This window comes from Azospirillum oleiclasticum (assembly GCF_013423485.1).
GTDB classification, from domain to species: domain Bacteria; phylum Pseudomonadota; class Alphaproteobacteria; order Azospirillales; family Azospirillaceae; genus Azospirillum; species Azospirillum oleiclasticum.
The window spans coordinates 164,876-179,880 of record NZ_JABFFR010000009.1 but is presented as its reverse complement, the minus strand read 5'-3'; the positions used below and the strand labels follow the sequence as shown (position 1 = coordinate 179,880).

The 15,005-nt window shown below is 68.7% G+C and carries 14 protein-coding genes; 7 read left to right on the top strand and 7 right to left on the bottom strand.

Annotated features, from left to right (window positions below; all coding sequences use genetic code 11):
- The first annotated feature begins 61 nt into the window (after positions 1 to 61).
- Both HL658_RS12805 and HL658_RS12800 read left to right on the top strand, forming a co-directional pair.
- A complete protein-coding gene (locus HL658_RS12805) occupies positions 62 to 493 on the top strand; it encodes a type II toxin-antitoxin system RelE/ParE family toxin (RefSeq protein WP_343055085.1) in 432 nt (143 codons plus the stop codon).
- Entirely contained in the window at positions 391 to 675 is a 285-nt protein-coding gene (locus tag HL658_RS12800) for a helix-turn-helix domain-containing protein (RefSeq protein ID WP_180282356.1), read from the top strand. Before HL658_RS12805 ends, HL658_RS12800 begins: the two co-directional genes overlap by 103 nt.
- A gap of 69 nt (positions 676 to 744) precedes the next feature.
- Here HL658_RS12800 and HL658_RS12795 read toward each other — a convergent pair whose 3' ends face one another.
- Positions 745 to 1,569: a polyphosphate kinase 2 family protein gene (locus HL658_RS12795; RefSeq protein WP_180282355.1), complete on the bottom strand. Its 825-nt coding sequence runs from the start codon at positions 1,567 to 1,569 to the stop codon at positions 745 to 747.
- A 174-nt stretch (positions 1,570 to 1,743) separates the two neighbouring features.
- On the opposite strand from HL658_RS12795, the gene HL658_RS12790 reads away from it, so the two are divergent.
- The 5 genes from HL658_RS12790 to HL658_RS12770 all read left to right on the top strand — a co-directional run bounded on the left by HL658_RS12790 (position 1,744) and on the right by HL658_RS12770 (position 9,328).
- Positions 1,744 to 5,064, top strand: coding sequence for a maltotransferase domain-containing protein (locus HL658_RS12790; protein ID WP_180282354.1), 3,321 nt, complete (start codon positions 1,744 to 1,746; stop codon positions 5,062 to 5,064).
- A gap of 267 nt (positions 5,065 to 5,331) precedes the next feature.
- Positions 5,332 to 5,763 (top strand): DUF3775 domain-containing protein, encoded by a 432-nt coding sequence (locus HL658_RS12785; RefSeq protein ID WP_180282353.1) that lies wholly within the window; start codon positions 5,332 to 5,334, stop codon positions 5,761 to 5,763.
- Positions 5,760 to 6,494: an SRPBCC family protein gene (locus HL658_RS37075; RefSeq protein WP_180282352.1), complete on the top strand. Its 735-nt coding sequence runs from the start codon at positions 5,760 to 5,762 to the stop codon at positions 6,492 to 6,494. The genes HL658_RS12785 and HL658_RS37075 overlap by 4 nt, the downstream gene beginning before the upstream one ends.
- A complete protein-coding gene (locus HL658_RS12775) occupies positions 6,494 to 7,669 on the top strand; it encodes a zinc-dependent alcohol dehydrogenase (protein ID WP_180282560.1) in 1,176 nt (391 codons plus the stop codon). Before HL658_RS37075 ends, HL658_RS12775 begins: the two co-directional genes overlap by 1 nt.
- 147 nt (positions 7,670 to 7,816) lie before the next feature.
- Entirely contained in the window at positions 7,817 to 9,328 is a 1,512-nt protein-coding gene (locus HL658_RS12770) for an amino acid permease (RefSeq protein WP_211109724.1), read from the top strand.
- A gap of 130 nt (positions 9,329 to 9,458) precedes the next feature.
- Here HL658_RS12770 and HL658_RS12765 read toward each other — a convergent pair whose 3' ends face one another.
- The 6 genes from HL658_RS12765 to HL658_RS12740 all read right to left on the bottom strand — a co-directional run bounded on the left by HL658_RS12765 (position 9,459) and on the right by HL658_RS12740 (position 14,991).
- Positions 9,459 to 10,166, bottom strand: coding sequence for an ABC transporter ATP-binding protein (locus HL658_RS12765; protein ID WP_180282351.1), 708 nt, complete (start codon positions 10,164 to 10,166; stop codon positions 9,459 to 9,461).
- Between the two features lie 4 nt (positions 10,167 to 10,170).
- The gene (locus HL658_RS12760) at positions 10,171 to 10,911 is read right to left on the bottom strand and encodes an ABC transporter ATP-binding protein (protein ID WP_180282350.1); all 741 of its coding nucleotides are present in this window, start codon (positions 10,909 to 10,911) and stop codon (positions 10,171 to 10,173) included.
- Positions 10,908 to 11,921: a branched-chain amino acid ABC transporter permease gene (locus HL658_RS12755; RefSeq protein WP_180282349.1), complete on the bottom strand. Its 1,014-nt coding sequence runs from the start codon at positions 11,919 to 11,921 to the stop codon at positions 10,908 to 10,910. The genes HL658_RS12760 and HL658_RS12755 overlap by 4 nt, the downstream gene beginning before the upstream one ends.
- A gap of 11 nt (positions 11,922 to 11,932) precedes the next feature.
- Positions 11,933 to 12,838 (bottom strand): branched-chain amino acid ABC transporter permease, encoded by a 906-nt coding sequence (locus HL658_RS12750; protein WP_211109723.1) that lies wholly within the window; start codon positions 12,836 to 12,838, stop codon positions 11,933 to 11,935.
- A gap of 38 nt (positions 12,839 to 12,876) precedes the next feature.
- On the bottom strand, positions 12,877 to 14,040 hold the full coding sequence (locus HL658_RS12745; protein WP_180282557.1) for an ABC transporter substrate-binding protein: 1,164 nt from the start codon (positions 14,038 to 14,040) through the stop codon (positions 12,877 to 12,879).
- Positions 14,041 to 14,187: 147 nt separating this feature from the next.
- Entirely contained in the window at positions 14,188 to 14,991 is an 804-nt protein-coding gene (locus tag HL658_RS12740) for an enoyl-CoA hydratase/isomerase family protein (RefSeq protein ID WP_180282348.1), read from the bottom strand.
- Positions 14,992 to 15,005: the final 14 nt, after the last annotated feature.

Here is a 15,005-nt window from a genome sequence, read left to right as displayed (position 1 = left end):
CGCCGGGAGACCGGCGGGGCTTTTCTATATGTGAATCAGGCATGGGCATAGCCGATTTGCTATGATGACATGGACCGTCGAGACACTTGATCATCGGGTGGATGACGAGTTGCGTGCCCTGTCGCCAGACCTGCGCGCCCGCTTCGTGCGGATCGCGCAGTTGCTGGAAGAGTATGGTCCGTTTGCGGTGCGTGAACCCCATGTGAAGCCGCTTGGCGACAAGCTCTGGGAAATGCGCATGAAGGGGAAGGACGGCATCGCTCGGGCGGTCTATGTCACCGCGGTGGAGCGCCGCCTGGTGGTTCTGCATGTCTTCGCCAAGAAGACGCAGAAAACTCCGGCGTCGGCCCTGGCGACGGCGCGTCGGAGAGGCAAGGAGGCAGGGTTGCTATGGCGAGGGTTTCCGACCTGCACCGGGATTGGCTTGGCGATGCCGAGTATCGGGACGCCTACGACGCGCTCGAGCCCGAATTTTCCCTCACCCGCGAACTGATCGCGGCGCGTGTCCGCGCCGGTCTGACGCAGGAACAGTTGGCCGAGCGGATGGGGACCACCCAGTCCGCCATCGCCCGGCTGGAAAGTGGCCGTCGCATGCCCGGTATCCGCACGCTGGAGCGCTTCGCGACGGCAACGGGCGCCCGTCTGATCGTGCGCTTGGAAAGCGAGCGCCCGTAAGCCGGCTGGAAAGCCGAGGCAGGCACGCCATCCGGGTTCCTACGACCTCGATCAGGCCCCGCCCCCCCGTCACCCCTTCTTCGCCGCCTGCAAGGCGCCGACGTGGATGCCCAGGACCTCGGCGGCGGCCTTGGCGACGCTCAGGTCGAGCGGCGGGGGGCCGATGTTGACGCCGTCCTCCAGGGCGGCGGTGACGATCTCCAGCGTGCGGATGCGGGCGTACCATTTTGAATCGGCGGGCACGGCGTGCCAAGTGGCGTTGTCGGTCGAGGTGTGGTCGAACATCGCCTCGATCGCCTTGACATAGTCGGTCCAGCGCCCGCGGTTGCGCAGATCCTCCTCGGTCAGCTTCCAGCGCTTGTAGGGGTTGGTCAGCCGCTCGCGGAAGCGGTTGAGCTGCTCCTCCTGCGTCAGGTGCATGAAGATCTTGACGATGCGCACGCCGTCGTCCGTCAGCATCTTTTCGAACTGCACGATCTCGTCGTAGGCGCGCTTCCACTCCTCCTTCTTCGCGTAGCCCTCGACCCGCTCCACCAGCACGCGGCCGTACCAGGAGCGGTCGAAGATGGCGAAGCTGCCGCCGGCCGGCAGCTTGGTCCAGAAGCGGTAGAGGTAATGCTTGCTCTGCTCCTCCGCGGTGGGGGCGCTGATCGGCCAGACGTGGAAGCCGCGTGGGTCCAGCGGCTCGGTAAGGCGGCGGATGGCACCACCCTTGCCGGCGGCGTCCCAACCTTCGAACACAAGAACGGCCCGCCTCTTCTCGTGCCAGTAGGTTTGTTGGATATGCAGAAGGCGGGTTTGCAGCTTGCCGAGTCGGCGTTCATAATCAGCCCGGCTTTCCAGGTCGGCGGTCTTCATGTCGAGTTTGGAAAGACGGATTTTGCCGTTCGGCATCAGGCGTTTCCTCCAGTACGGGGGGACCCGGTGTGGAACTTCCGGGTTGCGGGCGGGTTTCAGCGGTTGCCCCATTCGGCCATTGTCGAACTGGCGGCGTGTTCCGCAACCCCCATTTTTCGATCCCCTTCACGCCGCCCGACCTCACCGACCGGACGAACGACGAGGACGCCCATGCCGACCGCCGGACCCCGCATCTACAACCTGTTCCCGCTGCTCGCCGGTTCCACCCGCGACTGGGCAGGCCATCTCCCGCGGATACAGGGAATGGGTTTCGACTGGGTGTTCCTGAACCCGATCCATTATCCGGGCTTCTCCGGCAGCCTCTACGCGGTGAAGGACCCCTACCGTCTGCACGACGTGGTGCAGGGCGGGCAGGGCGAACCGGCGGACGAGCTTCTGCGCCGCTTCGTGGATCAGGCGCGCGACCACGGCGTGTCGGTGATGCTGGACCTCGTCGTCAACCACACCGCCCGTGACGCGCTGCTGGTGGGCGAGCATCCCGACTGGTTCCTGCGCGAGGCGGGCGGGGATCTGCGGAGCCCGCGCGCGGTGGACCCGGTGGACCCGTCCAAGGTGACGGTGTGGGGTGATCTCGCCGAGCTGGACTATGGCCGGGCCGAGGCGCGGGCCGGGTTGATCGACTATTGGGGCCGCTATCTGCGTCATTACGTAGCACTGGGGGTGAAGGGTTTCCGCTGCGACGCCGCCTATCAGGTGCCGGCCGAGGTGTGGGCGGATCTGATCGGCCGCGCGCGGGAGGTCGACCCGGAGGTGGTCTTCTTCGCGGAGACGCTGGGCTGCACCGTCGATCAGGTGCGCGACCTGCGCGGGGCGGGTTTCGACTTCCTGTTCAATTCCGCCAAATGGTGGGACTTCAAGTCGGATTGGCTGCTGGAGCAGTACGACACCTACCGCTGGATCGCTCCCACCGTCGCCTTCCCGGAAAGCCATGACACCGACCGGTTGGCCGCCGAGGTGGGCAGCCAGGACAGCGAGCGGCTGGCCCGGCATCTGAAGATGCATTACCTGTTCGCCGCCGGCTTCTCGACCGGCGTCATGGTGCCGGTCGGCTACGAATACGGCTTCACCCGCAAGCTGGACGTGGTCAACACCCGGCCGGAGGATTGGGAGGAGCCGAAGCTCGACCTCACCGGCTTCATCGGCGCGGTCAACGCCATGAAGCGCGACACCCCGTCGCTCAACGTGGAGGGGCCGCAGCGCCGCATCACCGCCCCGCACAACCCCGTGATGGGGCTGATGCGCACGGTGAACGGCGGGGCGGAGGGCTGCTCCGTCCTGCTGCTGAACCCGGACGAGACCCGCACCCACAGCATCGACGCCGGTCCGCTGATGGCGGAAACCGGCGGCGCCTACGACGGCTTCGAGGACGTGACGCCGGAGGCCGAGCCGTTGTCCTTCGAGCCCGGCCAGACCCTTACCCTGCGCCCGCTCGAACTGCGGCTGTTCCGCGGCCGTGCCGAAGCCACGCGCCCGGTGGAGATCCGTGGCGCCGACAAGGACGCCGAGGCGAAGGCCTGGATGGACGAGATCGCCACCCACCGGATCACGGTGGAGGCGGTCTATCCGGAACTCGACGGCGGGCGCTTCCCGGTCAAGCGGGTCGTCGGCGACCTGATGGAGGTGTGGGCCGACATCTTCACCGACGGCACCTTCGTGCTGGCGGGCGAGGTGTTGTACCGCGCGGCGGACGAGACGGACTGGACCCGCGCGCCCATGGTCTTCCACGACAACGACCGCTGGGTCGGCCGTGTGCCGCTGACCCGCAACAGCCGTTACACCTACACGGTGGAAGGTTGGCGCGACGTGTGGGAAAGCTGGCGCGCCGACTTCGTGAAGAAGAACGACGCCGGCCTGGATGTTTCGCTGGAGCTGATCGAGGGGCGGGAGTTCGTCGAGCAGTCCGCCGCCAAGGCGCAAGGGGAGGGCAGGGCCGTCCTCCAGGCCGTGGTCGACCGCATGAAGGCGCTGACCGGGCCGGAGCTGACCGCCTATGCGCTGTCGGACGAGCCGCGCGCGGCGATGAAGGCATACGGGGAACGGCCGTACCTGTCCTGCTACCACCGCCAATTGGAGGTGTATGTGGACCGCAAGGCGGCGGTCTTCTCCGCGTGGTTCGAGATCTTCCCGCGCTCCGCCTCCCCCGACCCGACGCGGCCCGGCAACTTCGACGACGTGATCGGCCTGCTGCCGATGGTGCGGGAGATGGGCTTCGACGTTCTGTACTTCCCGCCCATCCACCCCATCGGACGCTCCTTCCGCAAGGGGCGGAACAACACGCTGAACGCCGGCCCGGACGACCCCGGCGTGCCTTACGCCATCGGCGCCACCGAAGGCGGGCACGACGCCATCGACCCGATGATCGGCGATTTCGACGGCTTCCGCCGGCTGGTAAAGGAGGCGCACCGCCACGGGCTGGAGATCGCGCTGGACTTCGCCATCCAGTGCTCCCCCGACCATCCCTGGATCCGCCAGCATCCGGAATGGTTCTATTGGCGCCCGGACGGCAGCATCCGCTACGCCGAGAACCCGCCCAAGAAGTACCAGGACATCGTCAACGTCAGCTTCTACCGAAAATCCTACCCGGACCTGTGGTACGCGCTGCGCGACGTGGTGCTGTTCTGGTGCCGGGAGGGCGTGCGCATCTTCCGCGTGGACAACCCGCATACCAAGCCATTCCCCTTCTGGGAATGGATGATCCGCGAGGTGCAGGACCAGTACCCCGACGCCCTCTTCCTCGCCGAAGCCTTCACCCGGCCCAAGCTGATGCAGCGCCTTGCCAAGGTCGGCTACACCCAGTCCTACACCTACTTCACCTGGCGCAACAGCAAGCAGGAGCTGACCGAGTACCTGACGGAGCTGACGCAGACCGAGCTGCGCGAGTACATGCGCCCCAACTTCTTCCCCAACACCCCCGACATCCTGCCCCCGATCCTGACCCGGGGCGGGCGGCCCGCGCACATGTCGCGGGCGGTGCTGGCAGCGACCCTGTCGTCCGTCTACGGCCTCTACGGCCCCTACATCCTGTGCGAGGCGAAGGCGTACCCCGGCAAGCAGGAGTACAACCACTCCGAAAAATACGAGATTCGTCACTGGGATTGGGACCAGCCCGGCAACATCCGCGACTACATCACGCGCCTGAACCACATCCGCAAGGAAAACCCGGCGCTGCACACCCTGACCAACCTGCGCTTCTACCCCGCGCACGACGACAACATCCTGTATTACGGCAAGATGACCGCGGCGAAGGACAACTTCGTCCTGATCGCCGTCAACCTCGACCCGCACAACGGCCACGGCGGCACCATCGAGGCGCCCTTGTGGGAATTCGGCCTGCCCGATCATGCCCATCTGGAGGTCGAGGATCTGCTGACCGGCCACCGCTTCACCTGGGTCGGCAAGTACCAGCATGTGTGGCTGGACCCGAACGCCAACCCGTGTGCGATCTGGCGGGTGCGGCCACCGGGGGCGTAGGGGGACGTTCCTGCCGGAATGCCCCCACCCGGCCGCTTCGCGCCCACCCTCCCCCGCTTCGCAGGGGAGGGTTTTTTGTTTCTCCCTCCCCCGCCCAGCTCTCGGCGAAGCGGAGCTTCGCCTGACGCTGTCAGCGCAAGCTCCGCTTGCGCGAGAAACGGGGGAGGGTCGGGTTGGGGGCTAACCTCCGTATCCACCTCTCCCCTGCGACGAACGCCCGTCCCGGCTGTTGAACCCCACAACCAACCACCAGCAAAAGTGGGAACCATGCTGAAACGGATCACGGTCGATGAGGTGAAGCGCGCCGCCGATCTTGCGGAGGAGGCGCGCACCGAGCGGGAGAGTTTCCTGGCCGGCATGCGCAACATCGATCTGGGCGACCAGGAGGACGAGCGCGGCTCGCGCAACCCCACCGATCTCGACGCCCTCGACATCATGCCCGACGGCGCCAGCGCCGCGCTGGACGAGTTGCAGGGCTTCCTGTCCGGTCTCGACGCCGAGCAGCGGGTGGAGCTGCGGGCGGTCATGCTGGTGGGGCGCGGCGACTACGCGGGCAACCAGTGGGACACGGCGCTCGACGACGCCGGCCGGCCGCCGGACGCCAGCGATTACCGCGACATCGCGGAGAAGGTGCAGCTTCGCGAGTATCTGATGAAGGGTCTGTACGAGCTGGACCTGCTGACGCGGGGGGCGTCGTGAGCGCGCGCGCCGGCGCCGGCCCGGCGGAACGCTACGCGACCATCCTGACCGGTGCGGCGCTGGCCTTCGCGGGGCTGCGCCGCGGCGACCCGGTCGGGGCGCTGGTCGCCACCGCCGGAGGCGGGCTGTTCCTGGCCGGGGCTGCCGGCGTGTCGCTGCTGGAGCGGACGGGGGCCGGGGCGCTTGCCGCCAACCTCGGCCAGGACGCCGTCGGGCTGCTGCCGGTGGCGGACGAGCCGGTGAAGGTGCAGGCCAACGTCACCATCCTGGCGCCGGCGCAGACGCTGTTCCGCTTCTGGCGCAACTTCGCCAACCACCCCAAGCTGTTCCCCCACCTGGAGCGGGTGGAGATCGAGGACGCCCGGCATTCCACCTGGATCGCGCGCGGTCCCGGCGGAGCCGAGATCCGCTGGCGGTCGGAGGTGGACGGCGAGCACGAGGACGCCCTCCTGTCCTGGCACACGCTGGAGGGGGCGGAGTTGCCGCACCGCGGCTCCGTCCTGTTCCTGCCCGCACCCGGCGAGCGCGGCACGCAGGTGCGCCTCACGCTGATCTACCACCCGCCGGGCGGGGCGGGGGGCCGTGCGGTGGCGCGGCTGTTCGGGGCGTCGCCGGAGCGGCAGGCGGGCGAGGCGCTGCGCCGGCTGAAGCGGCTGACGGAGACCGGCTCGCTCCCCACCATCGAGGGACAGCCGCATGGCAGTCGCGGGCTGCGGGAGTTGGTCGGATGATGCGGGCGCTCTGCTACAACGGCGTGAACGACCTGCGGGTCGAGCGGGTGCCGTACCCGAAAATCCTCGATCCGAAGGACGCCATCGTGAAGGTGTCGCTGTCCTCGGTCTGCGGGTCGGATCTGCACCTGCTCGACGGTTACGTTCCTACCATGAAGCCCGGCGACATCATCGGCCACGAGTTCCTGGGCGAGGTGGTGGAGAAGGGGCCGGAGGTGCGCCGCCTCAACCGCGGCGACCGGGTGATCACCGTCTCGGTCATCGGCTGCGGCGAGTGCTGGCACTGCCGGCACGACCAGTGGTCGCTGTGCGACAACTCCAACCCGCAGCCGGACTGGACGGAGACGGCCTACGGGCAGTGCGGCGCCGGCATCTTCGGCTACAGCCACGCCTTCGGCGGCTACGCCGGCAGCCACGCCGAATACATCCGCGTGCCCTACGCCGACCATGGCTGCTTCGCGGTGCCGGAGGGGGTGAGCGACGAGCAGGCCGTCTTCGTGTCCGACGCGGTGCCCACCGGCTACATGGCGGCCGACATGGCCAACATCCGGCCGGGCGACATCGTGGCGGTGTGGGGCTGCGGCGGGGTCGGGCAGATGGCGATCCGCGCGGCCTGGCTGCTGGGCGCCGAGCAGGTGATCGGCATCGACCGGCTTCCCGACCGGCTGCGGCTGGCCCAGATCAAGGCGGGAGCGGAGCCGCTGGACTTCACCCGCGTGGACATCCACGACGCGCTGATGGCGATGACCGGTGGCCGTGGGCCGGACGTCTGCATCGACGCCGTGGGCATGGAAGCGGACGACGACGCCGGCAGTGTGCAGAGGCTCTACGACCGCACCAAGCAGGCGCTGCGGCTGGAAACGGATCGGGCCATGGTGCTGCGGCAGATGATCCGCGCCTGCCGCAAGGGCGGCACGCTGTCCATCGTCGGCGTCTATGGCGGGGTGATCGACAAGTTCCCCATGGGGGCGGCCATGAACAAGGGCCTGACCTTCCGCATGGGGCAGCAGCACGGGCAGGCCTATGTGAAGCGCCTGTTCGATCACATCGCCAAGGGCGAGCTCGACCCCTCCTACCTGATGACCCACCCGATGGCGCTGGACGACGGGCCGGAGGGCTACCGTCTGTTCAAGCACAAGGCCGATTCCTGCCTGCGCGCGGTGTTCCGGCCGTGACCGGCCCGCGCGCCGCCCCTGCGGCAACCCGCCGCAAGCCGCATTGACATCCCCGCGGTTGCACATCCATCCTCCTCGTCACGGGGAAGCGCCTCCCAACGAAAAGGCCGGACCACAAAAAACCGTGGCCGGCGCACAGGAGGTCACATGGTGGAGCAGGGGATGGGGGTGCGGCCGAAAGCGTCGGCCGCGGGCGTCACCTACAACGCGGTGGACGCCGGTTACTTCGAAAAGCGCGGGCTGACCCGCTACGCGGGTGTCTGGTCGCTTTGGGCACTGGGGGTCGGGGCGGTGATCTCCGGCCATTTCTCGGGCTGGAACCTGGGGCTTGCCGCGGGCGGCTTCGGCGGCATGGCGATCGCCACCGCCATCATCATGTGCATGTATCTGGGGCTCTGCTTCTCGCTGGCGGAAATGTCGCCGGCGCTGCCGCACACCGGCGGGGCCTATTCCTTCGCGCGCACGACCATGGGGCCATGGGGCGGCTTCGTCACCGGGCTGGCCGAGAACATGGAGTTCGTGCTGACGCCGGCCGTCATCGTCTTCTTCATCGGTTCCTACCTCGGCGGCATCTTCGAAACCGGGCCGGGATTCCAGCCGGTGTGGTGGATCGGCTGCTACATCCTGTTCGTGACGCTGAACCTGATCGGGGTGGATCTGTCCTTCCGGGTGTCGCTGGTGGTGACGCTGGCCGCACTCGCCATCCTCGCCGTCTTCTGGATCAGCGCCATCCCATTGTTCGACTTCTCCCGCTGGTCGCTGAACATCGGGGTTGGGCCGGACGGAGCGCCGGTGCAACTGCCGGACGGCGGCGGGACATTCCTGCCCTTCGGCATCGGCGGGGCGCTGGCGGCGCTGCCCTTCGCGGTCTGGCTGTTCCTCGCCATCGAGCAGTTGCCGCTGGCGGCGGAGGAGTCGGTCGATCCCAAGCGTGACATGCCGAAGGGGCTGATCCTCGGCATCTTCACGCTGATCTTCTCCGCCTTCATGGTGCTGTTCCTGAACACCGGCATTCCCAACGGGGCCTTCGCGCTGTCCAGCTCGGGCGAACCGCTGCTCGACGGCTTCAAGGCCATCTACGGGGCGGACACCGCGAAGATCCTGGCGCTGATCGCGGTGATCGGGCTGATCGCCAGCTTCCACACCATCATCTTCGCCTATGGCCGGCAGATCTACTCGCTGTCGCGCGCCGGCTACTTCCCGACCTTCCTGTCGGTCACCCACGGCACGCGCCGCACGCCGCATGTGGCGCTGGTGGCCGGGGCGCTGGTCGGGCTGGCGGTGCTGCTGGTGGTGTGGGTCGTGGCGGGGGAGGCGGGCGGCGCCTTCATCGGCGGCACGCTGCTCAACATGGCGGTGTTCGGGGCGATGATCAGCTACATGATGCAGGCGACCGCCTTCATCCGCCTGCGGCTGCACTTCCCGCACATCGAGCGCCCCTACCGCAGCCCGCTCGGGATCGCCGGGGCGGCCGTGACCATCGTCGTCGCCGCGGTCACCATCTACTACCAGCTCCTCGACCCCGTCTACCGGGCGGGCGTGATCGGCGCGGCCATCTGGTACGCGCTGGGGATCGGCTACTTCGCCGCCGTCGGCCGCCACAAGCTGGTGCTGTCGCCGGAGGAGGAGTTCGCCATGAGCGGCGGCCGGTCGCATTGACCCCCTCTCCCGCCCCCGGCGGGAGAGGGAAGGGGCCCGCGCGAAGCGTGGGAAGGGTGAGGGCTGGGATTTTCGGGAAGACCGTGCCCTCACCCTCCCTCTTCCGCCGGAGGCGGGAGAGGGCTTGCCATCACACCGCGATCGTCCCGAACAGCCGCTCCCGGTCGTCGGCGTTGGCGGCGGAGCCGGTGAACACCACCTGGCCGCGCTCGATGGCGTAGAAGCGGCTGGTCACCGCGATGGCGCGGTGGACGTTCTGCTCCACCAGCAGGATCAGCAGCCCCTGGTCGCGGAGCGTGGTGATGATCCCGAAGATCTCGTCCACGATCATCGGCGCCAGCCCCTCGGTCGGCTCGTCGATCAGCAGCACGCGCGGGGCGCCCACCATGACGCGGGCCATGGCCAGCATCTGCTGCTCGCCGCCGGACAGGGTGGTGCCCATCTGGGCGCGGCGCTCCTTCAGGCGGGGGAAGCGCTCCAGCACCCGGTCCAGCGCCTCGCGCTTTTCGGAGCGCGAGCGGCCGGCGGTCTGGTGCAGGCCGAGCTCCAGATTTTCCAGCACGCTGAGGCCGGGAAAGATGCGCCGGTCCTCCGGCACGATGCCCAGGCCCATGCGGCAGATGCGGTCGGCCGGCCGGCCGCCGATATCCGCCCCGTCCAGCCGGATGCTGCCGGAGGTCGGGCGGACCCAGCCGGCGATGGTCTTGATGATGGTGGTCTTGCCCACGCCGTTGCGGCCGAACAGGCTCACCACCTCGCCGGCGGCGCCGGTGAGGGTGACGCCCTGGAGCACGTGGCTGAGGCCGTAATGGGCGTGCAGGTCGGTGATCTCCAGCATGGTGTCACGCGTGCCCGAAATAGGCGGCCTGGACGGCCGGGTCGGCGCGCACCACGGCCGGCGCGCCCTCGGCCAATTTGCGGCCCTGGTGCATGACCACGACGTGGTCGGACAACGCCATGACGACGCCGATGTCGTGCTCGATCAGCAGCACCGTCATCTCGCCCGCCAGGCGCCGGATCATGTCGGCGGTCTCGGCGGTGTCGCCGTGGCTCATGCCCTGGGTCGGCTCGTCCAGCAGCAGCACCCGCGGGCGGGCGGCCAGCGCCACCGCGATCTCCAGCCGTCGCTGCTCGCCGTGCGACAGGTTGCCGGCGAGCTCCTGCGCCTTGGCGGTCAGGCCGAAACGGTCCAGCAGCTCCTCGGCCCGGTCGAGCGCGCGGGCGCTGCGGCGGGTGGGCAGCAGCGCTTTCAGCGGCGTCTCGTGGATCTGCGCGGCGAGCCGCAGATTCTCGAAGACCGGCAGCTCGAAGAACAGGTTGGTGATCTGGAAGGAGCGGGCGAGGCCGGCGGCCAGCAGCCGGTACGGCGGTTGTCCCGTCACGTCGCGGCCGTCCAACTGCACCCGGCCCGCGGTCGGGCGGATGGCGCCGCTGATCAGGTTGAACAGGGAGCTCTTGCCCGCCCCGTTCGGCCCGATCACCGAGGTGATGCGGCCGGGGGCGGCGTCGAAGCTCATGGCATTGACGGCGACCAGCGCGCCGAAATTGACGGTCAGGTCGCGCACGGACAAGGCGGCGGTCATCGCGGGCTCTCCGATCCCGAAAGGCGGCGTTGCAGCCAGGGGCGTACGGCGCCCACCAGCCCCTTGGGCATGACCACGACCGACAGCATGAACAGCACGCCGATGACGATCAGGTGATGCTCGGTCCAGGTGCCGACGACGGAGCGCAGCGCGGTCAGCAGCACGCTGCCGACGACAGGCCCGATCAGCGTGCCCACCCCGCCGACGATCACGGTGATCACCGCGTTGCCGGAGGTCTGGAAGAACAGCAGCTCCGGCGACACGAAACCGCGCAGCATGGGGTAGAGCGCGCCGGCCAGCGCCGCGACGTTGGCGGCCAGCACATAGGCCAGCATCCGGTGGACCAGCGGGTTGAAGCCCAGGAAGGGCACGCGCTTCTCGTTGGCGCGGATGGCGATCAGCGTGCGGCCGAACGGCGCGTCCATCAGATAGGCGAGCCCCGCGTACAGCAGCGCCACCAGCGCCAGCACCAGCAGGAAGAAGCCGGCCGGGTTGGCGGCGTCCACGGTGGCGAAGCCGAGCGGGATGGTGATCTCCGGCACGCCGATCAGCCCGTCCGACGCGCCCAGCTCGCGCGTGTTGTAGACGACCTTGGCGACCACCTGCGCCAGCCCGAAGGTGATGAGCGCGAAATACACCCCCTTCACCCGGTTGGCGATCAGGCCGCCGACCGTGCCGGCCAGCGTGGTCACCACCAGCGTCGCCCCCATGGCAAGCCAGAAGGACGCGGCCACGTCGCGCAGGATGACGGCCGAGGTGTACGCGCCCACCCCGAACCACAGCGCCTGCCCCAGCGAGAGGAGCCCGGTGTAGCCCAGCAGGATGTCGACGCTCATCGCCAGCCCGGCGAAGATCAGCGCCTCGGTGGCGAGCCGCAGGTAGAAGCTGTCCCCGGCCCACCAGCCGAGCGCCCCCAGCGCCAGGGCGGCGGTGAAGAACAGGACCGCGATTGCGTGCACCGCGTCGCGGGCGCGGGGCAGGGTGGGGGCGGGTGCCCGGTCGATCAGCATGGCGGCGGCCCTCACGCGTTGCCGAGCCGGCCGAACAGACCCTGCGGTCGCACCATCAGGACCATCACCATGATCCCGAAGACGAGCGGGTCGGTCCACACCGGCGAGATGTAGAGGCTGGAGATCGCCTGCACCTGCGTCAGCAGGATGCCGGCGACAACCGCACCCTGGATCGACCCCATGCCGCCGACGATCACCACCGTGAAGGCCATCAGGATGAAGTCGCGCCCCATGGTGGGGAAGACGGAGTAGATCGGCGCCAGCAGCACCCCCGACAGCCCGGCCAGAGCCACCCCGAAGGCGAAGGTGCCGGAATAGACCGCGCGCACCGGCACGCCCAGCGAGGAGGCCATGTCCTTGTCGTAGGCCGCCGCCCGCACCATCGCGCCGAGGCGCGTGCGGAACACCGCCACCCAAACCGCCAGGATCAGCGCCGCGCCGAACAGGATCAGGAACAGCCGGTAGTTGGGCAGGAACACGCCCAGGATCTCGGTGCCGCCGGTGATCGGCATCGGCGGCTTCTGGGTGTTGGCGCCGAACACCAGCTTCAGCACATCCTCCAGGATCATGCCGAAGCCGAAGGTCAGCAGCAGCGTCAGGATGTGGCGCTCGCGGCTGTGGAACACGCGCTGGATCAGCGCCCGCTCCGTCAGCCAGCCGAGCGGCACCATCAGCAGCGGCACCAGCGCCAGCAGGATCCAGAAGTTCAGGCCCAAGGCGCCCAGCGCCAACGCCAGGAAGGCGCCGATGGCGTAGAATTCGCCATGCGCCATGTTGATGACGTCGAGCAGCCCGAAGATGATGGTCAGTCCCAGTGCCATCAGGATGACGGCGACGCCGAGGGACAGACCGTTCAGCACCTGTGGCGCCAGCACGAACTGCGTGTAATCCAGGAACTCGGCCATGGGAGACCTCATGCAAGCCCTCCCCCGCCGGGGCGGGGGAGGGATCCGGCTCAGAACTTCGTGCAGGCGTCCGGCCCGATGGCGGCCTCGCCCGGCACCGAGCCGACGATGGTGAACTTGCCCCCCGTGACGCGCACGGCGTACATGTCCTGCACCGCCTGGTGGTCACCGGCGCGCATGGTCTTGGTGCCCTGCGGCGTCGCCCACTGGATGCCTTCCATCGCCTTGCGTACGGACGCCGTGTCGGTGGCACCGGCCTTCTCGACCGCGGCCTTGTAGAAGTACAGCAGGCCGTAGCTGTCCGCGCCGTACAGGTCCGGGTCCTTGCCGTAGGCGGCGGTGAAGGCCTTGACGAAGGCCTTGTTGGCGGGCGTGTCGATCTCCGGCGAATAGCCCACACCGGTCACAAAACCCTCCGCCGCCTTGCCGATGGCGCCGATGTTCTGGGAGGTGACGGTGCCCGAGGCGCCGACCACCAGCAGGTTCTTCAGCAGCCCGTACTCCTCCATCTGCGACAGCAGGCGCACGGTGTCGTTGCCGGCGACCGAGGTGTACAGCACCGCCGGGCGCGAGGCGCGGAGCTGGCCGAAATACTGGGAGTAATCCTTGTTGTCGAGCGGCGCGAAGACCTCGCCGACTTCCGCCGAGCCCTTGTCGGTCGCGGCCTTCTTGAAGGCGGCGACGGTGGAGCGGCCCATCTCGTAGTCGGGGCCAAGGTAGAAGACCTTGCTCTTGGGCTTCTCCTTCGACAGCCACTCGGCCAGCGCCGCCGATTGCTGCCCGGCGCGGGCGTTGACGCGGAAGACGTTGGGCGAGCACTTGTCGGCGGTGATGCTGTCGGCGAAGGACACGGTGGTGGCGATCAGCCGGTCGTTGCGTTCCGCCACCTGACCCACCGCCAGAGTCGAGCCGGAATTGACGGTGCCGGTCAGGAAATCGACCTTGCCGACCTGGAACAGCTTCTCCGCCTTCTGCACGGCGACGGCGGGGTTGGCCTCCTCGTCCTCGAACATCAGTTCGAGCGGGCGGCCGGCGACGCCACCCGCCGCGTTGATCTCCTTCGCCGCCAGCTCCAGGCCCCAGCGGACCTGCTGGCCGATCGGCGTGTAGGTGCCCGACAGCGGCGTCACCACGCCGACGCGGATGGGCTCGGCAGCCAGCGCCGCGGTCGAGGCGGTGAGTAGCAGCGCGGCCGTCACGGCCGCCGTGGTCATCCTGGTCAACGGAACCTCCCCTGCTGTGATGTTGGTGGTTGGTGCTGGGCGTACACGTTGGCCCCCCTCCCGACCTCCCCCCGCTGGGCGGGGGGAGGAGAAGAGCCCTCCCCCGCCCAGCGGGGGAGGGTTGGGTGGGGGCTGGCCTCACTTGCCCGTGAAGACCGGCTTGCGCTTCTCGTGGAAGGACGCGACGCCCTCCTTGAAGTCCTCCGAGCCGCGCAGCCGGCCGTACGCCTGCCCCTCGATCTCGATGGCGCCGTTGACCGACACGTTGTTGCCGCTGTTCAGCACGCCCTTGATGGTGCGCTGGGCCAACGGGGAGAAACCGCGCAGCTCCTCCGCCAGCGCGTCAACGGTGGCCTCCAGCTCGGCGTCGGCGACGCACTCGGTCACGAAGCCCCACTCGGCGGCCTTCCGGCCGGGAATGCGCTTGGCGCGCATCACCATGTCCTTGGTGCGGGCGATGCCGATCATGTGCAGCAGGCGCGCCGAGCCGCCGGAGCCGGGGATCATGCCGATGCGCATCTCCGGCAGGGCGAACTGCGCGGTCTCCGACGCGATGCGGAAGTCGCAGGCCAGCGACAGCTCGAAGCCGACGCCGAAGCAGTAGCCGCGGACCTGGGCGATCACCGGCTTGCGGCAGCGCTCGGGGGCCGCGATGTTCCGGGCCAGCTCCGACACATGCTCGGGGCTGGCCTCCATGAAGCCGGCGATGTTGCCGCCGGAGGAGAAATTCGCCCCCTCCGCCCGCAGCACGATGACGCGCACGCGGTCGTCGGCGTCCAGCGTCTCGAACACGGCGCGGACTTGGTCGCGCTGGCGCATGGAAACGATGTTCATCGGCGGCCGGTGCAGCACGATGTCGGCGCGCTCGTGGGCCTCGTCGAACTCGACGCGGAAGCCGTCGAGCTCCTTGAGCAGGTCGGCGGCGAAGGAATAGGCGGTCATCGGAAACTCTCCTG